This window comes from Rhodococcus sp. YH3-3, assembly GCF_001653035.1.
In the GTDB taxonomy this organism is placed as follows: domain Bacteria; phylum Actinomycetota; class Actinomycetes; order Mycobacteriales; family Mycobacteriaceae; genus Rhodococcus_F; species Rhodococcus_F qingshengii.
This window is the reverse complement of the sequence record NZ_BCWH01000002.1, coordinates 981,520-1,004,289: the sequence shown is the minus strand read 5'-3', so window position 1 is coordinate 1,004,289 and position 22,770 is coordinate 981,520. Positions and strand designations below refer to the sequence as shown.

Here is a 22,770-nt window from a genome sequence, read left to right as displayed (position 1 = left end):
GATCCGGTCGGTTTTCCTAAAGTCAGGGCCGGTCCACTCTCTCCCTCGAAAGGTCTCGCATGCCCCAGGATGTTCGTCAGTCCGACCTCACAGCACAGTCCCAGTCGGTGACCACTCCCCTCACTCCGGCTGCGATTTTCCTGGTCGCGACCGTGAATCCGGGTGGCGAGAACACCACACGAGAACTACTCGCCGACGTCGCCGGCCTACAGCGCGCCGTGGGGCTGCGCGTCCCCGGATCAGGTTTGGATGTGGTGACAAGCATCGGTTCGTCGGTTTGGGATCGACTGTTCGCCGGTCCGCGCCCCGCGCTACTGCACCCGTTCACCGCTTTGCAGGGCGACGTTCACTGGGCGCCGTCGACTCCCGGCGATCTGCTCTTCCACATCCGCGCGATGAGCATGGATGCGTGTTTCGAGGTGGCTCGGCAGATCACGAAGCGACTGCACGGCGCAGCCACGGTGGTCGACGAGGTTCACGGCTTCCAGTACTTCGAGAACCGAGACCTCATCGGCTTCGTCGACGGCACCGAAAATCCGGTGGGCCGCGACGCCGTCGCCGCCGTGACTGTCGGAGACGAAGATCCTGCGTTCACCGGAGGGAGCTACGTCCATATCCAGCGCTACGTCCACAAGATGCGGGACTGGGAAGCAATCACCGTCGACGAGCAGGAACGTGTGATCGGACGCAGCAAGCTCGAGGACATCGAGATGACGTCCGAAGTGAAGCCGGCCAACTCGCACGTAGCCCTCAACGCAATCAAGGACGAGAACGGCAAGGCTCTCGAGATCCTGCGTGCCAACATGCCGTACGGGCGCCTCGGCGACGACGAGATCGGCACCTTTTTCATCGGCTACTGCCGCACGCCGGCGATTACCGAACGGATGCTCGAGAACATGTTTCTCGGCAACCCTCGCGGCAATTACGACCGTCTGCTCGATTTCTCGACGGCCGTGACGGGCTCGATGTTCTTCACTCCGAGCGCCGACTTCTTCGAGGATCTACCGACTGCGCCCTCTACGCCCACTGGGCTCCCTGCACTTTGACTACGCGCCCTCTAACTACGCGGCGTGAGGAAGGCACCGAGCGCGTCGGCATACATGCGGACATCTGCCGCGCCCATCAGCTCGCGGGCAGAGTGCATCGCGAGCTGAGGCGCGCCGACGTCGACGGTGGACAGTCCGGTGCGTGATGCCGTGATCGGTCCGATGGTGGAGCCGCACGGCAAATCGGCGCGGTGGACGTAGCGCTGCATCGGCACTCCCGCCTGATCGCACGCGAGCGCGAATTCGCCGGCACCGGCCGCATCGGTGGCGTAGCGCAGGTTCTGGTTCACCTTGAGTACCGGCCCACCGTTGATCTCGATCCGATGAGCGGGCTCGTGGCGGTCCGGGTAATTGGGGTGCGTCGCGTGTGCCATGTCGCCCGACGCGCATACCGAGCCGGCCATCGCCTGCAGGAATTCTTCGCGGCCACCACCGCGTCCCAACACGATCCGCTCGAGCACGGTGTTCAGCAGGTCCGAGAAAGCTCCGCGATCGGACATGCTGCCGACCTCTTCATGATCGAAGAGTGCAAGCACTGGGACCTGCTGACCGGGCGACTCGACTGCGGCCAGAAGTGCTTGTGTCCCTGCATAACACGTGCCCTGATTGTCGAGCCTGGGGGCGCTGACCAATTCCTTGTCCACCCCCACGACTGCGCTGGGCGCAAGGTCGTGTGTCATCAATTCCCAGCCGAGAACCGACGACGCGGCTACACCCGCACGCTCGGCGACAAAGCCGATGAAAGACTTGGGCTTCGAACCCACGCCCCAGATTCCGTTGACGTGCCTCTGCGGATCCAGCGTCACACCCTTGCGATCTTCGGACAGGTGGATAGCCAGCTGCGGAACACGAAGAATCGGGTCGTCGATGCGAACCAGCTTCTGCTCCACAGTGTTTCCCACCCGGACACTCAATCGTCCGGAGATACCGAGATCGCGGTCGAGCCAGGAGTTCAGCCACGCACCGCCATACGGTTCGAGGCCCACCATCTGCCACCCGGCCGAAGTGAGGTCGGGATGCTGTTTGACCCGCAGGTTGGGGCTGTCGGTATGACCTCCGACAATCCGGAACGGAGTGGCGTTTCCCACGCCCTCGGTGCTCCAGGCGATCAGCGAACCGCCTCGCACGAGGAAGTACCGTCCGGGCTCGGCTGGCCACGACTGCGTTTCGTGGACTTCGACGAACCCGCCGGCCGTCAGCTCGGTCGCCACCGTCGCGCACACATGGAACGGCGACGGTGACGAATCGACGAAGCTGCACAAGCCGTCTGCGTCGGCCCCGGTCAGAGAAGCCGCCCCGGCCCGAGCCGCCCGAGAAGTCTGAGAAGTCATGCCTCTCATCATGCCCGAACAGGTGTCCGGGATATCAGTGGCCACGAATCAGGTGAGCACAGAATCGGTTAGCTCAGGCGTGAGGACCGGATACGCAGAACTGATTCCCATCAGGATCGAGGAGCGTCACCCAGCGGAAACCGTCCATGTTCTCGCGGTGGTGCTCGGTTGCTCCGGCCTCGACGAGCCGCGCCACCTCGGCGTCGAGATCCGGACTCCCCAAATCGAGATGGATGCGATTCTTGCCGGCGGTGGGGTCCGGGACCTTCTGGAATGCGAAGTTGGTGGCGCTGTCAGGGACCGCGACGATGTAGAACCAACCGTCGTTCTCCTCGACGATGTTTCCGCCCAACTGCGCCGCCCACCACGTTGCGAGCGGACCGGGATCGAGACTGTCGAAGGTGATCATGCCGAGTGTGAGAGTCATGCGCACACGCTAATGGAAGCCACCGACAAAGACTCTCGATCTCGGGCTGAGATGAGACGATCGTCGAGTGCGACTCACAACGCTGCGCGACCGTGTTGCAGAACCACTCTTCGCAGTTTTCATCGCGACCGGCTTGCTGTTGAGCTACCTCGGAGTGCTCGCCTGGCGATTCGCCACGCCATCTATGCGAACAGAACATATCGGCATCCAACCTCCGCCACCGCCGCCGGCGGAGGACGGCAAGACCGGATACATGTGGGTTGTCGAAGGCTACAGCTACGTCGACGCCCCTCATTGGTTCCCCGCAACTGCGTGGTTCCTGATTGTCGGAACGGCTGTCGCCATTGCCGTGTCGGCGATACTGAACGCGACGGGATGGCACCTGTCCCGCGACGCGGGTGGGCGAAGATTTGTTCTTCCGCTTGCACTTTCGATCTTCGGAGCGGCCTACGGACTTGCGGTCGCCGTTGTCGGAAAAATCTGGCCGCCCACCTTCTATTCGGTGGTCCTTCCCGAACCTCGTGACCCGCAGAAGCCCTACCCCGAATCGACCATCATCCACTTCGACCTCGAGCCGAACCTGATCACCTTCACCGCAACAGGTCTTGCCGTCGGCCTTCTCGCGGCCGCCCTGCTTTATGTCCGGAACTACTCGCTCACACGAACGAACTAGCGGGCGCGGAGATCACTCGACCGCTTCGAGTTCCGCGACACTCCCGTCCGAGATCACCCGGACGTGGCGGGTGATCTTCTCGATCGGCCAGTCCCACCACGCAATTCGCACCAACTTCTCGATGTCTTCGGCACTGAAGCGGCGCTTGATCTCCGTTGCCGGGTTGCCGCCGACAATTGCGTAGTCCGGGACGTCGCGCGTTACGACGGCGCCAGTGGACACGATCGACCCGTGACCGATCCGGACACCGGGCATGACTGTCACGTTCCCGCCGAACCACACGTCGTTCCCGACGACGGTGTCACCGCGTGACGGCAGATCCTGCACCAAATCCATGTGCCTGGCCCAATCACCGCCCATGATCGGAAACGGGTAGGTGGAGACACCGTTCATACGATGGTTCGCGCCGTTCATGATGAAGGTGACACCGGTGGCCAGGGCGCAGAACTTTCCGATCACCAGTTTGTCGGGACCGTAGTGATGCAACACGTTTCGAGTCTCGAACTCTTCGGCGAACTCCGGATCATCGTAGTAGGTGTACTCCCCTACCTCGATCAACGGGTTGTCGATCAACGGCCTCAGCAACACCACTCGCGGTTGCCCGGCCATCGGATGAACATTTGTGGGATCCGGCGCGTTCACTGCTTACTCCGATCCGTCGGCGCGGTGTCGCCGACCGCAGCAAGACTATCTGGTTCCTGCTGCGATCGACCGACAAGCGAAAACGTACCGGTGTCAGCCCAGGAGGCCCTTGGCGATATGGGTGACCTGAATTTCGTTGCTGCCCGCATAGATCATGAGCGACTTGGCATCACGCGCCAACTGCTCGACTCGGTACTCGGCTATGTAGCCGTTTCCACCGAACAGCTGCACGGCTTCCATCGCGACCTCGGTCGCTGCGCGCGAGGAGTACAGCTTCATCGCCGACGCCTCCGCCAGGCTCACTTTGTCTCCGGCTGCGGTGCGCTCGATCGCATTGAAGACCATGTTCTGCACGTTGATTCGAGCGACCTCCATCTCGGCGAGCTTGAGCTGGATGAGCTGGAACTGCCCGATCTCACGTCCCCACAGTTTGCGGGACTTCGCGTATTCGATGCTCAGACGGTGGCATTCGTTGATGATGCCCAGTGAGAGCGACGCGATGCCGATGCGTTCGGCGGCGAAGCTCTCCTTGGCGCTGGATTTGCCGTCCGACTTTCCGCTGTCCTCGGTCTCGCCGAGCAGACGGTCCTTGGTGATGCGGACGTTGTCGAAGAACAGCTCACCTGTGGGTGAGGAGTTCATGCCCATCTTCTTGAACGGCGGGCTCTGGGTGAGACCCTCCATGCCCTTGTCGAGGATGAAGGCGAGCACCTTGCGATCGCGACGATCAACCGACGCATCGCCCTCGTCGAGCTTTGCGTACACGATCATCACGTCGGCGTACGGACCGTTGGTGATGAAGGTCTTGTTGCCGTTGAGAATGTAGTCGTCGCCGTCGCGGCGTACGTAGGACTTCATGCCGCCGAAGGCATCCGAGCCGGAGTCCGGTTCGGTGATCGCCCAGGCGCCGACGGTCTCGAATGTCACCAGGCCGGGGAGCCAGCGTTCCTTCTGCGCGAGTGTGCCGCGGCTGCGGATAGTTCCGGCGGCCAATCCGAGGCTGACACCCAACGATGCGACCAGGCCGAGGCTGACTCCGGCCAATTCGCTGTTGAGCACGACGCCCATGCTGCCGGCGCCGCTGAAGGCGCTCGACTTCTCACCGTCACCGGAGGGCGCATCGCCGCGCTCGCGTGCCAGCGACTTCTCGAGGCCCTCGCGTGCCATGTCGGCCAGACCAAAGGTCGAGTACAGCTTGCGAATGATGTCGAACGGCGGCAGCGCACCGCTTTCGAGCTCGTCGACGTGAGGTCGCACCTCTTTGTCGATAAAGCCCCGCAAGGCGTCGCGGAACATCAGGTCGGTGTCGGACCACTCGTACATGTGCCTGAACTCCAGTCGGTGAACGATCGAGAGACTGCCGAACGACAGCCACACACCGAATATAGAACACGTTCCAAAACCGGAACAGGATTCAGCTGATCAGTCCCATTCGCTGCGAGATCCACGTCAGCTCCTGCTCGACGCCGGCCGACCACACCGAAAAGCTGTGACCACCGGGAAGCTCGAGATACCTGGCGTCCATTCCGGCCGCTTTGGCCGCTTCGTACACCTTTTGCTGACCGGGCTTGAACTCATTGTCATCTGTTCCGACGACGAACACTCCGCCCGAGTTCGGGAACTTCCGAGTCGCCAGCAGGTCCATCGGATTCACCTTCACGAACGCCGCTTCGTCGCCGCCGAATATCTCGTCGACGGTTCGCTGTCGGTCACCGAGCGAAGGCTCCAACTGACCGGACAGATCGAGGAATGTCGGGTACACCTCGGGGTAATTGGTCGCCATCTGCAGTGAGCAGGTGCCACCGTAGGAGAGCCCGCCGATTGCCCACGCTCGCGGATTCGTGTCGATCTGGAACGCATTCGCCACCGCAGCGGGCAAGTCCTTTGCCAGATACGTGCCGACCTTGCCCTGTGACGAGTCGGTGCACAGCGGATTGGCCATCTGCGACCCTGTTCCATCGGCTATCACGACGACTGGAGCCAACCCCTCGTGATCTCGTGCAAAGGCATCCATTGTCGCGGTCAGCTTTCCGCCCTGGAGCCAGTCCTCGGGCTTGCCAGGCTGACCTGCCATGAGCACGAGCACGGGAAGAAGCGGACGCGGATTGGTGAAGTACGACGGCGGCAGATATACCTGCGCGTCGCGCGCGGAGAATCCTGAAATCGTCCCGGGGACAGGCAAAGTCGTGACCCGTCCGCGAATCGGCATGCCCTCCGGCGCTTTCCACACAGTGTCGGTGGGATCGCCGGTGACAACAGGATCGGTCGGACCGGGAACTTCACTGAGTGAGATGCGGTCGAAATCGTCGTGTCCGAACGCAATTCCCACAGTCGGATACGCGGCGAAAACCAGATTGATCTGCGTCGCGGCAGTGATGACGACCAGAACCGTCGCGATCACGGACAGGAGCGCTTTCGCGACGGTTCCGCCCGCCTTGATTCGCGGCCCGAGAAGTAGCAACGCGTAGATACCGATTCCGATCCACACGTAGATCGACATCTCGATGGGATCGGGGAACGGCACGATCACCTTTTCGACGGTGATCCACACGGCGATCATGATCACCAGCGCAATCAGCCCCGCGATCGGCACCGCTCTGCGGTAGTACCAGCGCACGTTCGAACCGAGCAGCCACACGCCACCCAGGACCCCAAGGACAGTCAGGATCACCGGCAGCGGTCCCGAGATCAAACTGATTCGGTAGAGCCAGTCCACGTCAAGCCTCTCGCGCGTAGAAATGTCGCACGCACGAGGCTAGACGACGACGCTAGTACTCTGTATCAGGTGACATTCATCAAGGTCTGTGGCCTACGCGACGTTGACACGGTCGACCTCACGGTGGGCCTGGGCGTCGACGCCATCGGTTTCGTCTTCGCCGAGAGCGTCCGCAAAGTCGACCCCACACTCGCAGTCGCTCTGCTCGCGCGAGTTCCCGATCACATCCGTGCAATCGGAGTCTTTCTCGGCAACCCGATCGGACAGATCCTCGAGATCGCGAAGATCACCGGGCTTCGCACCGTACAGGTTCACGATCTTGTCGACGCCGAGCAAGTGCAGCGGCTGCACGATGCCGGCCTCACCGTCATCCGCGCGGTCGTCTCCAGCAACGTCCGCGACGGTTACAATCTCGACCTCGGCGAGGACGAACTCCTGATCGACGGCGCAGACGCCGGATCAGGGGTGCCGTGGAACTGGGCCCAACAGCAATCGCGCCCGCAAGGCCAGTGGATCCTGGCGGGCGGACTGTCCCCGGACAACGTTCGCGACGCACTCGATGCCACCGGCGCCTGGGGCGTCGACGTCTCCAGCGGCGTCGAATCCTCCCGCGGCGTCAAGGACCACACGTTGATCGAGAAGTTCGTCAGCGCTGTCCGGCAGACCGATCACTCGAAATAGGACGCGTAGTCACTGAAAGCGACTTGACCGGTGGGACTCGCTTTCACGGCGTCGGCAACGGCCGGCGGAATGGGAGCCCAGTTCGCAGGCATGGCCGCCGCCAGTGACGGCTTCAAGATGTAGAGCAGTGCGAAGTTCACTATCCAGAGCGGCGGCGCCATCGACATGCCGACTTCCGAACTCACATTGCCTTTGGTGTTGGTCACCAGCTGCGCTGCTCCCGAAATCTGTTGCGCTGCAAATCCGTAGACTGCCTGCACCGTGTATGCCGACTGATAGAGCGCAATCAGAGTGTGCGTCGCACCGTTGTTGCGCAACCAGGTGCCCACGAAACCGCCAGGGGCGATCAGCGTATTCACCTGTCGCGTCGGCGCATCCGCGTTGGCCGGACTCTCCAGCAATCCGTCTGGATTCACGTACAACCCGTAACTGGCCAGAACCGACGGCGTCGTGCCGGAATAGAGGGGCCGCCCGTTCGTATTGGTGAGAATCCGAGCGCATTCGTCGATCACCGCGGCGTCCTCGCGATTTCCGCCGACCCCTCCGCCGGAGATGAGATCGCGATACTGCTCCTCGGTCAAAGCGTCGGCTGGTTCGAGTCCGATCTGCGCGGCAATCTCTTCCGCAGTCTGCTGACCGAGTGGCTGGTTGAGTTGATCCGGAGTAGTCATCTGCGTGGGCGCGACGCTCTCGTAGACCGGTGCCCCGGCAAAAGGGATCACGAACCCGGTATCGACTGTGTCTGCAACGGGTTGCGCGCCGGCCATCTGAGTGGTGGCAAACGAAAGTACGCACACCCCAACCAAAGCCAGAACCGAGACGGTCCCGCGATGAGACCTTGCTCGGTGAGATTCTTGTCCACGTCTACAGCCCTCGTTTGAGAAAGCCTTGCCTGCAATTCCATTGCCGCGCATAGGTCAACCTCCCGGGACACAGTCCGGCGAATCAACTCGAGCTTGCATCTCAGTCAAACGCTGTGACCAGCGCCGTGTCAAGACACTGGTCAGGTCGAGGCACGGCGACAGCTCGCTCGATACAGGCGACAGCTCGCCCGCTACAGTGATGCTTCCATCTGAAGTGACCTCACCCCATTTGAATTGCAGGACATCTCGGGAGGCGAGCAGTGTCTGACAAGCGCGGGACCGTATTGATCACCGGTGTCGGTCGGAGCAAGTCGATCGGAGCGAGCCTCGCATTGGGCCTTGCCGAGGATGGTTGGGATCTGGCTATCGGCTACTGGGAGCCTTACGACGAACGCGTCGGGTTCGGGCGCGGAGCGCACGATCCGCAAGACATTGCCGAGAAGTGTCGCGCACTCGGAAGCCGTGTCGACCTCGTTCCTGGAGATCTGGCCTCGCCCGACGTGGCCGATCATCTCGTTGACGCTGCCGCAGCGCGGAACGACCTCCGTGGGCTGGTGCTCTCACATTGCGAAAGCGTCGACAGCTCGATCCTCGATACCACAGTCGAGAGCTGGGAACGACATTTCGCCGTCAACGCTCGCGCCTCCTGGCTGCTGATCAAAGCGTTCGCTGAACGGCTTCCGGAACAGCGCGACGTCAGTCAGGTGGCCGGGCGGATCATCGCACTCACCAGCGACCATGCGGCCCACAATCTTCCGTACGGGGCCAGCAAGGGCGCTCTCGACCGCATCGTCATCGCCGCCGCAGTCGAACTTGGATCACGCGGCATACGAGCCAACGTCGTCAACCCAGGACCTATCGACACAGGATGGATGACACCCGAGATCAGACAGGCCACAACCCTCCAGACTCCTGCCGGCCGGCTGGGTACTCCCGGCGACACTGCAAACCTCGTCCGGTTTCTGATGTCCGACGCCGGAGGCTGGATTACGGGACAACTCCTTCACTCCAACGGCGGATTCAGTACGAACTGAGCCTTGGCCGGACTCAGTTCAGGCTTTGTAGGTCGGTAGCGTCTGCCCGAGCCTCTTACCCATTTCGGCAGCCAAAGCCGCGAGCCCGCTGGCCGGACGCACCATGACCTCGAAATCGACGATCTTGCCGTCCTCGTCGAATTCGACCATGTCGATTCCCTTGAGACTCTTGTCGCCGATGTTCGCACTGAATTCGAGCACGACCTGTCGACCGTTGGCTCCGGCGAACTGACGGTGGTACTCGAAGTTCTCGAACACCTGGATCACCGTATTGAGAATGAGCACAACGGCATCCGCGGACTGGTACGGCTTGAATCCCGTGGGCGATCGGAACTGCGCGTCGGGCGCGACGATCGTCGGTAGCGCCGACAGATCGCCGGTTTCGATCATGGTGTGCCACAACTTCAGTGCAGCTTCGACTTTCGGTTCGAGCGTCAATTCCGTGCTCATGCTTCTACCCTTCCCTCGACGTTTCCTGCCGCTTGATCTACCGGCACTTGACTTGCGACGGACCACGCACTCAACACAGTTCGCACCCCGGTCACGAGTTGCAACGGCTGATCGATCATGACGTGATGTCCGGCTTCGGGAATCTCCGCCACGATGGCCTCCGTTCCGAACAATCCGCGCATGTGCTCCATGAGTCGATCGGACACGATGCCGTTCTCGGCTCGGAAATAGGCTACGCGGCAACGTGGTTCGCTGTCGAGGACATCTTCGGCGCCTACTCGGAGAAAGAAATTCGGATCGAACTTCCACGACCAACCGCCCTCGACTTCCTCCATCGACGTGGCCGCCACATGGTCACGCACCGCAGGCAGACCCGAATCCTGCGGCGGAACGAAGCGGAAACGGCCCATCGCGTCTTCCCTGGTGGGATAAACCTTCTTGGGGCCGAACGCATTCTGGCGTCGAGCCGCCTCCTCTTCGGGCGTACGCGCCTTGAGCGGAGAATCGATGATGACAACCCCGTCCAACAGTTCGCCATGCAGATGCGAGGCCACGAAAGAAACAATCCCACCCATACTGTGCCCCACCAGAATCGGCTTGCCGTCGATTCCCCCGGCCTCGGCCGCCGCCAGCACCTCGCGAGCCCACTGGGACATCGCGTAGGCGTCGCGAGTGTCACTGTCGCCGTGGCCCGTCAAGTCGAGAGCGACGACGCGGCGCCCCTCGGCGAACTGCGGCGCAATGTGATCCCACCAGCGACTGTGGGCGGCGCCGCCGTGAATCAGCACGATTCCCGGCCCCGCCGGCCCCCAAGCCCGAAAGTGCACCGAGGCACCCTCGACCTCCACCGACCCCGTCTCGACCGGCGCCGCCAACGCCCGAGTGAACCAACCAGGCGCGTCTTCGACCACATTGCTCATCGATCGAACATACATAGTCGTCAATCGGTTCATCCAACTCTTCCCAGTTCGTGATCCATCACCTATATTGAATCCGGCCTCAAGTTCAATTCGTTTCGCCGAAGGGGAGAGATGACCAACCGCCAAGTACGCCTCGCCGCCCGCCCGAAAGGACTTCCCGACGCTTCCACCTGGGAATACGTCGATGCCGAGATCCCGTCCGCCGGACCGGGCGAGTTTGTCGTCAAGGTCGAATACCTCTCCCTCGACCCCGCGATGCGCGGTTGGCTCAACGACGTCAAGTCGTACGTTCCGCCGGTCAAGCTCGGTTCCGTCATGCGCGCCCACGGCGTCGGACGCATCACCGAATCACAGCACCCCGATTACCAGGTCGGGGACATCGTGGCCGGATCCTTCGGCGCTTCCGAGTACGGCGTTTCCGACGGTACAGACGTCACTCGGGTCGACGAATCGATCGCTCCCCTACCGACCTGGCTCGGCGCTCTCGGATTCCCCGGCGTCACTGCGTATTTCGGATTGCTCGACGTCGGAAAGCTGAAAGACGGTGACACCGTCGTCGTGTCGGGTGCCGCGGGTGCGGTCGGCAGTCTGGTCGGCCAGATCGCAAAGCTTCACGGATGCAAGGTCATCGGCATCGCCGGCGGTCCGGAGAAGTGCGCGTGGCTCACCGAGGACCTCGGCTTCGATGTCGCCATCGACTACAAGAACGAATCCGTATACAAGGCGCTCAAGTCCAACGCTCCCGACGGAATCGACGTGTACTTCGACAACGTCGGCGGAGAAATTCTCGACGCCGCTCTCTCCCGTCTGCGCCTCGGCGCTCGGGTGGTCATCTGCGGCGCCATCGCGGGCTACAACGCCACCGAACCTCAGCCAGGCCCTGCTCACTACCTGTCACTTCTCGTCAACCGCGCCACGATGGCCGGCTTCGTGGTCTTCGACTACCTCGATCGCTACGCAGAAGCACAAGAGCAGATCGGAAAGTGGATCAAGAGTGGCGAATTGACTGCTCGCGAGCACGTCGTCGACGGCGGTATCGACGCGTTCGGCGACAGCCTCAATCTTCTCTTCGCCGGAGCGAACACCGGAAAGCTGGTCTTGAAGGTCAGCTGAGTCGGCCACACACGCAGATCGGCCACCGGTATTCCGGTGGCCGATTCGCTTGGGTCAACTGACTCCGGACGGAGTGGGAACGCTGTCCTCCCCCAACCGCGGCGGGGCCGACCGATAGGTTGCCGGCGTGCCGCTCATCCGAATCGGATTGGCTACCTGCCGAGTCGGTGCATCGCGACGCGGGTCGTCGATGGACACCACCGGATCGAGATTCAGCCGTTCCGCCAGCGCTATCGCGTCGGCGATGTCGTTGAGAGGCCCACACGGAACACCTCGCTCGGTCAGTGCCTCGAACCACGAGTCCGCAGAGCCCTTGGCCAATGCAGCAGTGACGGCGTCGAACAGTTCTTCTCGATGCGCAACCCTGTCGCTGTTGGACGCGAAACGCGCATCAGCGGCAAGTTCGGAAACTCCGAGAACCTCTGTCAACGAACTGAATTGCCGATCATTGCCGACCGCGAGGACCAGCGGACGGTCCGCGGTGTCGAATACCTCGTATGGTGCGATGCTCGGATGCCGGTTGCCCATTGCCTGCGGCACCACGCCCGCGGCCACGTAGCCGGACGACTGGTTGGCCAGTGCGGACAGCAACGAGGACAACAGATTGACCTCGACGTGCTGCCCTTCGCCTGTGCGATCGCGATGGCGCAGCGCTGCAAGGATTCCCACGCTGGCATGCAGGCCGGTGATGACGTCGACCACCGCGACACCGACCTTGGTGGGAGTCTTGGGATCGGGTCCGGTGATACTCATCAATCCGCCGACCGCCTGAATCAACAGGTCGTATCCCGGCAGAGAGTTGTTGCCACCGAAGCCGCTGATCGAGCAGTAGACCGCACGCGGATTCATTTCTCGGACAGCGTCGTAGCCCAGCCCCAGACGGTCCATCGTTCCCGGCAGGAAGTTCTGCACCACGACGTCCGCATTGCGAACCAGCTCGCGTGCACACTCCAGATCCTCGCGCTCGCGCAGGTCCAGAGTGACCGACTTCTTGTTGCGGTTCACCGACAGAAAGTAGCTCGACTCGTCCCCCACCCACGGTGGGCCCCAGCTGCGAGTGTCGTCCCCGACACCCGGCCGCTCGATCTTGACGACCTCGGCACCCAGGTCGGCGAGAATCATCGTGGCGTACGGACCGGCGAGGACGCGGCCGAAATCAGCGATCACCAACCCGTCGAGCGCTCCGACAGCGTCTGCCGTCACCGGAAAGCTTCTTCACCGGTGAGAGCGCGGCCGATCACGAGCTGGTGAACCTCGGACGTGCCCTCGTAGGTGAGAACGGATTCGAGGTTGTTGGCGTGCCGGATCACGGGGTACTCGAGCGTGATGCCGTTGGCGCCCAGAATGGTTCGGCATTCACGGGCGATCTTGATGGCCTCGCGGACATTGTTGAGCTTGCCGGTGCTGACCTGCTCGGGGCGAACCGTCCCGGCGTCCTTGAGGCGCCCGAGGTGGATGGCGAGCAACTGCCCCTTGCCCAATTCGACTGCCATGTCGGCGATCTTGGCCTGGGTGATCTGATACGCGGCGAGCGACTTGTCGAAGACCTTGCGATCACGTGCATATGAGATCGCAGTCTCGAGGCAGTCACGTGCTGCACCCATTGCCCCGAAGATGATGCCGAAGCGTGCCTCGTTGAGGCAGCCGAGCGGGCCGGACAGTCCGCGAGCCTTGGGCAGCATCGCCGAGGCAGGCAGACGCACGTCCTCGAGCACCAGTTCCGAGGTGACCGACGCCCGGAGCGACATCTTGTTCTTGATCTCGGGGGCGGAGAATCCCGGAGTGTCGGTGGGAACGACAAATCCGCGCACGCCGTCGTCGGTTCGAGCCCAGACCACGGCGACGTCCGCGATGGAGCCGTTGGTGATCCACATCTTGGTGCCGTTGAGGATCCAGTCGTCGCCGTCGCGCTTGGCGTTGGTTCGCATACCGCCGGGGTTGGATCCGAAATCGGGTTCCGTGAGACCGAAGCAGCCGATGGCTTCACCCGCCGCCATTCGCGGGAGCCATTCTTCCTTCTGCTCTTCACTTCCGTTGTGGTGGATCGCGAACATGGCGAGCGAGCCCTGGACCGAGACGAGGCTGCGAATGCCCGAATCGACAGCTTCGAGTTCCTGGCAGGCCAACCCGTACGCCGTGGCGCTCATCCCGGCACAGCCGTAGCCCTCGAGGTGCATGCCCAGTACGCCGAGCGCGCCCAGTTCCTTGGCCAGCTCACGAGCCGGCAGTGCTGCCGCTTCGAACCATTCACCTACGTGCGGGCGAATGCGATCGTCGACCATCTTGCGGACCGTGTCGCGGATCGCGATCTCCTCGGCGTCCAGCAGGGTGTCGATGGCAAAAAGCTCGGACAGGGACTGCGGCGTGGTCACGGGGCCTCCAGTGTTCTCGGGCGCAATCCTTTGCGAGAACGATTGCGCAATCGTTTGCATCGCCTAGAGTAGAGCCCGGTTGCGCACCCGTCAATCCCCGAACTGCCGACCGACACCGAACCAACTCAGAACCGACGCACACCAGGAGCCACGACGCAGATGACGCCCGATCCGTCGAACCGCAGCAACGGCCGTCCGCCGACGCTGCGCGAAATCGCCGACCAGGCCGGGGTCCACATCTCGACGGCGTCGCGGGTCCTCCGTCAGCCCGAGCCCGCCGACGGTTGGTCCGACTCCGCACTCCGAGTTCGTCAGGTTGCCGAGGAACTCGGTTACCAACCGAACCTGTGGGCGGCCAGCCTTCGTACCCGCAAGACCACCACCATCGGCGTCGTGATGCCGAGATTGACAGACGTTGTAGTGGCCACCATGTTCCAAGGCATCGAGGAAGCCGCCACCGCAGCCGGGTACTCCGTCTTGCTCTCCAGCCCGCCCGACGATCTGGAAGCGCAACGCAAAGCGGTCGAGTTCCTGGTGAGCCGACAGGTCGACGGTCTCATGCTGAGCAGCATCCACCTGCCGGGTACCGATTTCGTCGACTCGCTCCCCCTGCGCTCACTGCCGATCCTGCTGCTGAACCGGCACATCGACTCGGCGACGTCATCCGTCAACCGAAGCCTTCCCTTTGTCAGCGGCGACGACCGCCTCGGCGGCTACCTCGCGGGGAAGCATCTACTGGACTGCGGCTATCGCGATCTCGGAGTGATCGCGGGGCCGGATCACGCCAGCACGTCGCGGGAACGCGTCGCGGGTTTCCGCGATGCCCTGACCGAAGCCGGTCTGGAACTGCCGCCGAACCGAATAGTGGCGTCCGAGTTCGAAGTTCAAGGGGGTGTCGATGCGGCGGCGACACTGCTCAGCGGGAACACGCGCCCTGACGCCGTTTTCACGGTGAGCGACACCATCGCGATCGGCGTACTCGGTGTGGCCCGTGATCTCGGGTTGAGCATTCCCGACGATCTTGCGTTGGTCGGCTACAACGACATTCCGGTTGTCTCCCAACTCCCGGTGCCCCTGACGACGGTCAGGTCCCCCGCTCGAAAGATCGGCGCGACCGGGCTCGAGCACCTACTCGCACTGATCTCCGGCAAGAACGTCGAATCCGTGAAGCTTCCCGTCGAACTGATCGCGCGAGCCTCCACCAGAAAGCCTGCCAGTCGCAAACTCTGAGCAGCTACCAGACCTGAGATTCGTCGATGCCCAACTGTCGCGCGTAACCGGAGTTGAGTGCGTCCCAGCCGTACTCGCGCGCCCGTTCACCCACGATCGGCCCGAAGGGCTCGCCTGCCAGAAGGGCATCGAGTACGTCGAAGCACAGATGCCACCCCGCAGCGAGCGCCGACGCCATCCCCTCGGCGCGCGACCTCTGCGTCAGCACGACGCGGGTACCGCCTTCGATCGGGGTCAGGTCCCACACCAATTCGTCCGGGCCCCACTCGTGTTCGAGCCGCCGAGTGGTCTCCACGACGTGAACGGTGACCGGCAGCGACATTTCGGGGACGCCGTCCTCGGTGAGCATGGTGATCACCGCATCACCGGTACGGCTCAGATTCCGATCGGCGGTGTACGGCGTCCATTGCGCCAACATCTCCGGGTCGGTGATCGCCTCCCACACCTTCTCGACGGAATACGGCAGAACCCGAGGAAAGCTGACGACTGTGTCGTCACCGTCGACGCTCACCGTGACGTCGGACAGGGCACTGGGCTGATACGGCTGGGCACTCATGGTTCGATCTCACCAGGAACCACCGACACGAGCAACCGCCCGCTGGGCGTTCAGAACGCAAACACCGCCGATGCGGCCGCGACTGTCTCCTCCACCACCGGAAATTTCACCACGGACAAGTCGTGTCGAGCTCCTTCGAACTCCACCAGACGCGCCGCGGCGGGAATCAAGGCGAGTGCTGCCCGCATCTCCTCCGTTGTCGCGAACTCGTCCTTCGAACCGTGGACGACAACGGTCGGTGTGTTCAGGTCGGGCAGGTGTTCGGTTCTGAGCTTCTCGGGCTTCTTCGGTGGATGCAGTGGATAGGAGAGAAGGACCAGGCCGTCGACAAGTCCCGGGTTCTCCGCCGCAAGCATCGACGCCTGCCGACCGCCGTACGAATGTCCGCCGAGCAGAACGGGTCCGGGCACCGAGTAGTCCTTGCGAAGAGCAGCAATCACCTCGGCAATGCCCGCGCGATCCTCTGCAGCACGCGACGGATGCGGAGGCCCCGAAGCTCGACGCACCCGAAACGCGAGATCGAAGCGCAGAACTTGCACTCCTGCAGCAGCAAAGCCGTCGGCAACAGCACGCAACAGCACGGTGTCGCAGTTACTTCCTGCGCCGTGAGTCAGTGCAAGCGTGGCGACGGGCGACGCGAAGGACACAGAAGCAGGTCGATGAAGGAAACCGTGCACCGCACCTTCGTCGACCGTTTCGACAGTAGTCATGGACGCATCCTTGTCCGACCCGCTCGGGCCTGTTCGACCGCGGCAGTCATGCTGCCCTCGTAAACCGGACCGTGTCCGGGAAACAGCACGCCGGCAGGTACAGCGGCGATATTGTCCAACGCCTGGTCGGTCGCTTCACGGTCATGATTGAAGGGGCACACCAGAAACTGTGGTCCGGCGACGCTCGACGTCGCGTGTCCGGTCACCAGAGCGTCACCCGACGCGATCACTCCTGCGTCGGGAACAAGGTAAGCGCTGTGGCCGTCGGTATGCCCATGAGTGGGAATCGGCACGATCCGACCGGGAACGTCCAGCGCACCACCGGACGCAAAGGACTGTGCCCGAGGCAGTTCCGCACCTTTCAACGCGCCGACTCCGATCACGTCGCGAAGCCATTTCGGAGCACCTCGCCGCCACAACAGCAACGGAACTCCGGCCGGCGACAACTGTTGCAGATACTCCCTCTTCGCATGCGGCACTTCCAACGGATCCATCAGGACCGGAACCTCGAGCCGAGTCACGATGTCCGCGATCCCACCGATGTGATCGATGTGCGCGTGAGTGACGAGAATTGCCCGAACATCCCCGAGCTGGTGACCGATCTGTTCGATCGAGCGTTCGACGTCGGTGCCGTTGGCCGGATATCCGCCGTCGATCAAGGTCAGATCGGACCCCTCTTCGACCAGGACCCAATTGGCGTGACCGCACCGAACCAGATGTGTGTTCTCGATCTGCGTGATCGACAGTGCCGCAGTAGTCATGCTTGGTAGTCTGCGCCACGTGTCGGAATCCGTGAAGCAGGCCAGCAGCCGCAGCATTCGAGATCGCGCCGAAGCATCCTTGGTGGCAGCCGCATTCGCACTGCCCAGCGCGGTGAAACGTCGAATCACCGGACCACCCGTCGTCATCGAGGGCAACACGCTCGACGCCGACGCACACCTTCTGCTCACGCTCGCGAAGACGCGGCCACTCCCCTCGCATTCAACCGATCCCCAGTCGCTCGCCGCTGCTCGCGCCAATCTCACCCGAACCGCGATCATGATGGGCGGCAGGCCCACGCCCGTCCACACCGAGGAGATCTCCGTTTCGGGTGCCGACGGCCCGCTTCGCGCCCGGCTCTACGTCCCGACAGCCGACACCGGCGCTCTGCTCGTCTACTTCCACGGCGGCGGGTGGGTACAGGGCAGCATCGAATCCCACGATGCCCCGTGCCGCCTGTTGGCCGAAACCTCCGGCGCACGGGTCATCTCGGTCGACTACCGGCTCTCACCCGAATTCGCTTTCCCCACACCGGTACACGATGCCTACGCCGCATACCTCGATATCGTCGACCGCGCCGACGAGTTCTGCGCAGACCCGACGCGCATCGCTGTCGGGGGCGACAGCGCGGGCGGGCATCTTTCCGCAACGGTCGCGCTGCGTGCCCGCGACGACGGCAAGACCCCACCGGCGGCGCAGCTGTTGATCTACCCCGCGACCGACTTTCACGAGAAGGCCCCCTCGCGAACGACGTTCGGTGAAGGTTTCTTCCTGACCGAGGCCAACATGAACTTCTACGAGTCCAGCTTCCTCGGCAGCAATGCCGATCGACTCGATCCGATGGTGTCGCCGCTACGCGCCCCCGACGCGGCCGGACTGCCGCCGGCCATCGTGATCACGGCGGGATTCGATCCACTCCGGGACGAAGGCGAAGCCTACGCAGCTCGATTGCGCGACAACGGTGTTCACGTGACCGATCGACGCTATCGCGGGTTCATCCACGGCTTCGTCAACGTTCTGGGACCGAGCGTGGGTTCGCGCACCGCCGTCGCCGAGATCGGCGGAATGCTCCGCGTTCTACTCACCCACCCAGCAAAATCTCCCGCAACGTATCCACCAGCGGATCAACCGGCAGCTCAGGGCTGATCGCACGCTGTAGCCCCAAACCGATTCCGACGCTGAGTATGCGCAGTGCCGCGGCGTTCGGGTCCAGTGCCGGCGTCACGCCGTTGGACTCGGCAAGATGTTGCACCACTCCGGCAATCAATCCGCGCACCTGATCGGCACCCGTCGCGATCTTTTCGCGGATCTCTTCGCTGTGCCGCGATCGCACCGAGAACTCGACTTCGAGCAACGTCCATCTCTTGTCCCCGATGGTTCGCTCGGCCCATCGCGCGAACTCGGCCACCGCGTCGTCGAGCGTCGAATTGGCTCCGAGCTGTGAGGTGATCTCGCCGACCTTGGTCAACCTGATTCGGCCGAGCACCTCGGCGCACAACTCGTCCTTGTTCTTGAAGTTCGAGTACACCGCACCTTTGGAATAACCGGCATCCTCAGCGATCTGATCGAGCGACGCGGCGGCGTACCCGCGATCGAGGAAATGTTCGACGGCCGTCGCCAACAAGGTCTCGCGGGTCATCGCCTGCGCTTCCTGCCTGGTCAATCGCGCCATCGGAACCTCCTCGCGGTTCTGAGTATCGAGATTCCAACGGTAGCCGAATACCGGAAGCGCACCGCAGGCGCACTCCCGAAACCCAAATTTGGGGTACCCACGTTATTCAGATACTGATAGTCTCCGAAATATGACTTCAGAAGTGACCGGCACCACCGCGCCCGGGTCCGGACGACACAGCGCGCCTAGACGGGGATTGGCAATCGGATGCGGCGGCACCCTCGGGTTCGCCTGGACCGTTGCTGCCCTCGCCTCGGTTCGGGACGCCCTCGACTGGGATCCCCGCGAAGCCACCGCCATCATCGGCACGTCCGCCGGAGCCGAGTTCGTGACAATGCTCGGCAGCGGAGTCGGCGTCGACGAGTTGGTAGCCATGCAACTCGGAGAGCCCGCCGCACGTCCCGAACTCCTCGCCCACACAGCATCGGCGCCCGGAAGAATCCCGCCACTTCCGAGTTTAGGGATCGGCAATCCACGACTGGTGACGCGTCGAGATCTTCCCGTTCTGAGCCGGATGAGCGGTATCGCACCGCGTGGTGGCGGCGACCCGTCCTGGCTCACCACGCTCGCCGAATCTCTTGCCCCTGGCGATTCGTGGCTCCCACATCCGTGCGCGTACATGGTATCCATGGACTACAGAACCGGGCGACGGGTCGCGTTCGGGGCACAGGGGGCTCCGAAAGCGACAGTCGGTGAAGCGCTTCGAGCGTCTTGGGCGATTCCCGGCTGGTTCCCACCTGTCACCATCGACGGCGTCAGGTACATCGACGGCGGCGCGGCGTCCACGGCATCGGTAGACCTCCTGCTCCCCCTCGAACTCGACGAGCTGGTTGTACTGGCGCCCATGGCATCTCGAACACTGAAGCCGGCGCGCGGCGCCGCCCGTATCGAACGCGGCGCCCTGCGGAACTCCATGTCCAAGGGCCTCGACCGGGAAATCGAACTGGTGCGCGCTGCGGGAACCAGGGTCTTGCGCATAGACGCCACCGACGACGATCTCGCCGTCATGGGCGCCAACTTCATGGACGGCCGACGGCGGCTCGCCACCTTCGAATCATCCCTACGTACAACACGTGCGAGCGTGAAACGCGAACTCGATGCGCGCCCGTTCCACTCCACCCCGTCCCACCAGTGAAAGCGCAGACTCAGTGAACAACAGAACTGACCACTTCGAGGTCGTGATCATCGGTGGCGGGATCTCCGGGATCGGTGCAGCAATTCACCTGCAGCGCCTCGGGATCGACAATTTTGTCCTGCTCGAGAAAGCGGACTCCCTCGGCGGCACCTGGCGCGCCAACACCTATCCCGGTTGTGCCTGCGACGTTCCGTCCGGCCTGTACTCGTATTCCTTTGCCGCCAATCCGGATTGGACCCGACTGTTCGCGGAGCAGCCGGAGATCCGCGAGTACATCGAGGACACGGCCGTCCGCCACGGGGTCGACAAGCACGTTCGCTTCGGGGTCGAAATGCTCTCCGCGCAGTGGGACGCATCGCAATCACTCTGGAAGATCACAACTTCCAGCGGTGAACTCACTGCTCGTTTCGTGATAGCCGCCGCCGGCCCGTGGAACGAACCCTTGACGCCGGCGATCCCCGGGCTGGAAACGTTCGAGGGCGAGGTGTTTCATTCCTCGCAGTGGAATCACGACTACGACTTGACCGGAAAGCGCGTCGCCGTCGTAGGTACCGGCGCTTCCGCAGTCCAATTCGTGCCGCGCATCGTCTCCGACGTGTCCGCCCTTCACCTTTACCAACGCACCGCTCAATGGGTCCTTCCCAAACCCGATCACTACGTACCGCGGATCGAAAGGTCCGTCATGCGATTCGTACCGGGAGCGCACAAGGCTCTACGCAGCATCGAATACGGAATCATGGAAGCGCTTGGATTGGGGTTCCGCAATCCGTGGATCCTGCGTATCGTGCAGAAACTCGGGTCGGCCCAATTGCGCTTGCAGGTGCGCGATCCGAAGCTACGCAAGGCGCTGACTCCCGACTACACCCTCGGTTGCAAGCGACTACTCATGTCGAACTCGTACTACCCGGCCCTCGGCAGACCCAACGTGACCGTCCATGCCAACGCAGTCGAAGAGATCCACGGCAACACCGTGATCGGAGCCGACGGAGTGGAATCGGAAGTGGACGCGATCATCTTCGGAACGGGCTTCCACATCCTCGACATGCCCATTGCATCAAAGGTATTCGACGGAGAAGGTCGATCACTCGACGATCATTGGCAGGGAAGCCCGCGGGCGTACTTCGGTTCCGCCGTCAGCGGATTCCCCAACGCGTTCATTCTGCTGGGCCCGAGCCTCGGCACCGGACACACGTCGGCCTTCATGATTCTGGAAGCCCAACTGAACTATGTGGCACAGGCGATCGGCCACGCTCGTCGGCACGGCTGGAAAACCATCGACGTGCGCCCGGAAGTAGAGGCAGCCTTCAACTCTCAAGTTCAGGAGGCATTGGGTACCACGGTCTACAACGCCGGTGGTTGCGAAAGCTATTTCTTCGACGTCAACGGCCGCAACAGCTTCAACTGGCCGTGGTCGTCAGGAGCCATGCGTCGACGGCTACGGGCCTTCGATCCATACGCCTACAACCACACGCTGTCCGACAACCCTGCGTCAGACGACACCCCCGCTGAGCCCACCACCACCCCCGAACCGGAGTACACCACATGAGCCTTTTCGGCACCCCCTCCCCGCCGATCGATCTCGACGGAGCAGTCGTCGTCATCTCCGGAGGTGGCCGCGGAATCGGCCGGGCCACAGCGGAGTTGTTCGCAGCTCGCGGCGCACTCGTCTGCGTCGGCGACCTCGACGAGGAGACGGCCGTCGACACCGCCGCATCCATCGGCGCACGGGCCCGCGGGTACGCTCTGGACGTCACCTCACGCGAATCCTGGGATGTGTTCGTCTCCACAGTGATCGGCGAATTCGGTCACATCGACATTCTGGTCAACAATGCGGGCGTGATGCCGCTCGGCAGCTTCCTCGACGAGTCCGACGCCACCAGTCGAGTAACCCTCGACGTCAATGTCTGGGGCCCGATTCACGGGATGCGCACCGTGCTGCCCGGCATGGTGGATCGGCGACGCGGCCACGTCGTCAACATCGCATCCATGGCAGGCAAGCTACCGGTGCCAGGAATGGCCGTGTACAACGCAAGCAAGTTCGGTGCGGTGGGCCTTTCCGCCTCTGCTCGTGTCGAATTCGCAGATTCCGGCGTCAGCGTCAGCGCCATCCTGCCCAGCGCGGTGCGCACCGGGCTCTCCTCCGGTGTGCCACTCGGAAAGGGCATGCCGACGGTTGAACCCGAGGTCGTGGCCGAAGCTGTCGTCGACACGGTCGCGCACCGGCGAGCCGAAACTACTGTTCCGCGTTACCTTGCGGGCTGGGACCTCATCGACGCTGTAGTACCCGAATGGATGATCAACATCGGACGCCGGGTGATCGACGATCGCCGCGCGCTGACATCGGTAGATCCGAACGGGCGTGCGGCTTACGAAAAGCGAGTGGCACGTCAGGCCGAAAACGAGGAGCACGATCGGAGATGAAGCGGGTAGTTTCGTGGCC

At 62.9% G+C, this 22,770-nt stretch carries 24 protein-coding genes; 10 read left to right on the top strand and 14 right to left on the bottom strand.

Translation table 11 applies throughout. From position 1 onward, the window contains the following. Positions 1-59 precede the first annotated feature (59 nt). Positions 60-1,046: a Dyp-type peroxidase gene (locus tag YH3_RS17505; RefSeq protein WP_054781588.1), complete on the top strand. Its 987-nt coding sequence runs from the start codon at positions 60-62 to the stop codon at positions 1,044-1,046. A gap of 11 nt (positions 1,047-1,057) precedes the next feature. Here the strand turns inward: YH3_RS17505 and YH3_RS17500 are convergent, their stop codons facing one another. Together YH3_RS17500 and YH3_RS17495 are read right to left on the bottom strand one after the other, a co-directional pair. Further along, positions 1,058-2,377, bottom strand: coding sequence for a M18 family aminopeptidase (locus tag YH3_RS17500; RefSeq protein WP_064443778.1), 1,320 nt, complete (start codon positions 2,375-2,377; stop codon positions 1,058-1,060). A gap of 73 nt (positions 2,378-2,450) precedes the next feature. Then, the gene (locus YH3_RS17495) at positions 2,451-2,804 is read right to left on the bottom strand and encodes a VOC family protein (protein ID WP_020970627.1); all 354 of its coding nucleotides are present in this window, start codon (positions 2,802-2,804) and stop codon (positions 2,451-2,453) included. A gap of 67 nt (positions 2,805-2,871) precedes the next feature. Between YH3_RS17495 and YH3_RS17490 the strand changes: the two genes are divergently transcribed. Continuing rightward, the gene (locus tag YH3_RS17490) at positions 2,872-3,477 is read left to right on the top strand and encodes a hypothetical protein (RefSeq protein WP_064443777.1); all 606 of its coding nucleotides are present in this window, start codon (positions 2,872-2,874) and stop codon (positions 3,475-3,477) included. Between the two features lie 12 nt (positions 3,478-3,489). Here the strand turns inward: YH3_RS17490 and YH3_RS17485 are convergent, their stop codons facing one another. From YH3_RS17485 to YH3_RS17475, 3 genes are all read right to left on the bottom strand, one after another. Then, entirely contained in the window at positions 3,490-4,086 is a 597-nt protein-coding gene (locus tag YH3_RS17485; protein ID WP_037125853.1) for a CatB-related O-acetyltransferase, read from the bottom strand. A gap of 126 nt (positions 4,087-4,212) precedes the next feature. Further along, positions 4,213-5,442, bottom strand: coding sequence for an acyl-CoA dehydrogenase family protein (locus YH3_RS17480; protein ID WP_064444217.1), 1,230 nt, complete (start codon positions 5,440-5,442; stop codon positions 4,213-4,215). A gap of 91 nt (positions 5,443-5,533) precedes the next feature. After that, a complete protein-coding gene (locus tag YH3_RS17475; protein ID WP_047271090.1) occupies positions 5,534-6,835 on the bottom strand; it encodes an esterase family protein in 1,302 nt (433 codons plus the stop codon). Positions 6,836-6,904: 69 nt separating this feature from the next. Between YH3_RS17475 and YH3_RS17470 the strand changes: the two genes are divergently transcribed. Continuing rightward, complete coding sequence (locus YH3_RS17470; RefSeq protein ID WP_042451422.1) at positions 6,905-7,516, top strand: phosphoribosylanthranilate isomerase; 612 nt, start codon at positions 6,905-6,907, stop codon at positions 7,514-7,516. Here YH3_RS17470 and YH3_RS17465 read toward each other — a convergent pair. Further along, positions 7,504-8,430, bottom strand: coding sequence for a hypothetical protein (locus YH3_RS17465; RefSeq protein ID WP_064443776.1), 927 nt, complete (start codon positions 8,428-8,430; stop codon positions 7,504-7,506). The genes YH3_RS17470 and YH3_RS17465 overlap by 13 nt on opposite strands. A 209-nt stretch (positions 8,431-8,639) precedes the next feature. On the opposite strand from YH3_RS17465, the gene YH3_RS17460 reads away from it, so the two are divergent. Further along, positions 8,640-9,413: an SDR family oxidoreductase gene (locus YH3_RS17460; protein WP_064443775.1), complete on the top strand. Its 774-nt coding sequence runs from the start codon at positions 8,640-8,642 to the stop codon at positions 9,411-9,413. An 18-nt stretch (positions 9,414-9,431) separates the two neighbouring features. Here the strand turns inward: YH3_RS17460 and YH3_RS17455 are convergent, their stop codons facing one another. Continuing rightward, positions 9,432-9,863, bottom strand: coding sequence for a nuclear transport factor 2 family protein (locus YH3_RS17455; protein ID WP_003940510.1), 432 nt, complete (start codon positions 9,861-9,863; stop codon positions 9,432-9,434). Further along, entirely contained in the window at positions 9,860-10,783 is a 924-nt protein-coding gene (locus YH3_RS17450; RefSeq protein ID WP_058037741.1) for an alpha/beta fold hydrolase, read from the bottom strand. Before YH3_RS17450 ends, YH3_RS17455 begins: the two co-directional genes overlap by 4 nt. Before the next feature lie 111 nt (positions 10,784-10,894). Here YH3_RS17450 and YH3_RS17445 point away from each other — a divergent pair, with 111 nt between their 5' ends. Next, positions 10,895-11,896: an NADP-dependent oxidoreductase gene (locus YH3_RS17445; protein WP_064443774.1), complete on the top strand. Its 1,002-nt coding sequence runs from the start codon at positions 10,895-10,897 to the stop codon at positions 11,894-11,896. Positions 11,897-11,950: 54 nt separating this feature from the next. Here YH3_RS17445 and YH3_RS17440 read toward each other — a convergent pair whose 3' ends face one another. Both YH3_RS17440 and YH3_RS17435 read right to left on the bottom strand, forming a co-directional pair. Beyond that, entirely contained in the window at positions 11,951-13,099 is a 1,149-nt protein-coding gene (locus YH3_RS17440) for a CaiB/BaiF CoA-transferase family protein (RefSeq protein WP_064443773.1), read from the bottom strand. Continuing rightward, a complete protein-coding gene (locus YH3_RS17435) occupies positions 13,096-14,268 on the bottom strand; it encodes an acyl-CoA dehydrogenase family protein (RefSeq protein WP_003939770.1) in 1,173 nt (390 codons plus the stop codon). The genes YH3_RS17440 and YH3_RS17435 overlap by 4 nt, the downstream gene beginning before the upstream one ends. A 159-nt stretch (positions 14,269-14,427) precedes the next feature. Here YH3_RS17435 and YH3_RS17430 point away from each other — a divergent pair, with 159 nt between their 5' ends. Next, positions 14,428-15,498: a LacI family DNA-binding transcriptional regulator gene (locus YH3_RS17430; protein ID WP_042922299.1), complete on the top strand. Its 1,071-nt coding sequence runs from the start codon at positions 14,428-14,430 to the stop codon at positions 15,496-15,498. A 4-nt stretch (positions 15,499-15,502) separates the two neighbouring features. Here the strand turns inward: YH3_RS17430 and YH3_RS17425 are convergent, their stop codons facing one another. The 3 genes from YH3_RS17425 to YH3_RS17415 are packed head-to-tail and all read right to left on the bottom strand — an operon-like array spanning position 15,503 to position 17,525. Next, positions 15,503-16,054, bottom strand: a complete 552-nt coding sequence (locus tag YH3_RS17425) for an SRPBCC family protein (RefSeq protein WP_064443772.1) — start codon at positions 16,052-16,054, stop codon at positions 15,503-15,505. A 50-nt stretch (positions 16,055-16,104) separates the two neighbouring features. Next, positions 16,105-16,764 carry an alpha/beta fold hydrolase gene (locus YH3_RS17420; protein ID WP_050654791.1) on the bottom strand — a complete coding sequence of 220 codons (660 nt, stop codon included), beginning with the start codon at positions 16,762-16,764 and terminating at the stop codon, positions 16,105-16,107. Further along, positions 16,761-17,525 (bottom strand): MBL fold metallo-hydrolase, encoded by a 765-nt coding sequence (locus YH3_RS17415; RefSeq protein WP_064443771.1) that lies wholly within the window; start codon positions 17,523-17,525, stop codon positions 16,761-16,763. The genes YH3_RS17420 and YH3_RS17415 overlap by 4 nt, the downstream gene beginning before the upstream one ends. A 19-nt stretch (positions 17,526-17,544) precedes the next feature. On the opposite strand from YH3_RS17415, the gene YH3_RS17410 reads away from it, so the two are divergent. Further along, on the top strand, positions 17,545-18,669 hold the full coding sequence (locus tag YH3_RS17410; protein ID WP_238592633.1) for an alpha/beta hydrolase: 1,125 nt from the start codon (positions 17,545-17,547) through the stop codon (positions 18,667-18,669). Here YH3_RS17410 and YH3_RS17405 read toward each other — a convergent pair. Further along, on the bottom strand, positions 18,605-19,195 hold the full coding sequence (locus tag YH3_RS17405) for a TetR/AcrR family transcriptional regulator (protein WP_030535226.1): 591 nt from the start codon (positions 19,193-19,195) through the stop codon (positions 18,605-18,607). The two genes, YH3_RS17410 and YH3_RS17405, sit on opposite strands and share 65 nt — an antisense overlap. 130 nt (positions 19,196-19,325) lie before the next feature. On the opposite strand from YH3_RS17405, the gene YH3_RS17400 reads away from it, so the two are divergent. The 3 genes from YH3_RS17400 to YH3_RS17390 are packed head-to-tail and all read left to right on the top strand — an operon-like array spanning position 19,326 to position 22,751. After that, on the top strand, positions 19,326-20,330 hold the full coding sequence (locus YH3_RS17400) for a patatin-like phospholipase family protein (protein WP_042451435.1): 1,005 nt from the start codon (positions 19,326-19,328) through the stop codon (positions 20,328-20,330). A gap of 13 nt (positions 20,331-20,343) precedes the next feature. Then, positions 20,344-21,876, top strand: a complete 1,533-nt coding sequence (locus tag YH3_RS17395) for an NAD(P)/FAD-dependent oxidoreductase (protein WP_064443769.1) — start codon at positions 20,344-20,346, stop codon at positions 21,874-21,876. After that, complete coding sequence (locus tag YH3_RS17390) at positions 21,873-22,751, top strand: SDR family oxidoreductase (RefSeq protein WP_064443768.1); 879 nt, start codon at positions 21,873-21,875, stop codon at positions 22,749-22,751. The genes YH3_RS17395 and YH3_RS17390 overlap by 4 nt, the downstream gene beginning before the upstream one ends. Positions 22,752-22,770: the final 19 nt, after the last annotated feature.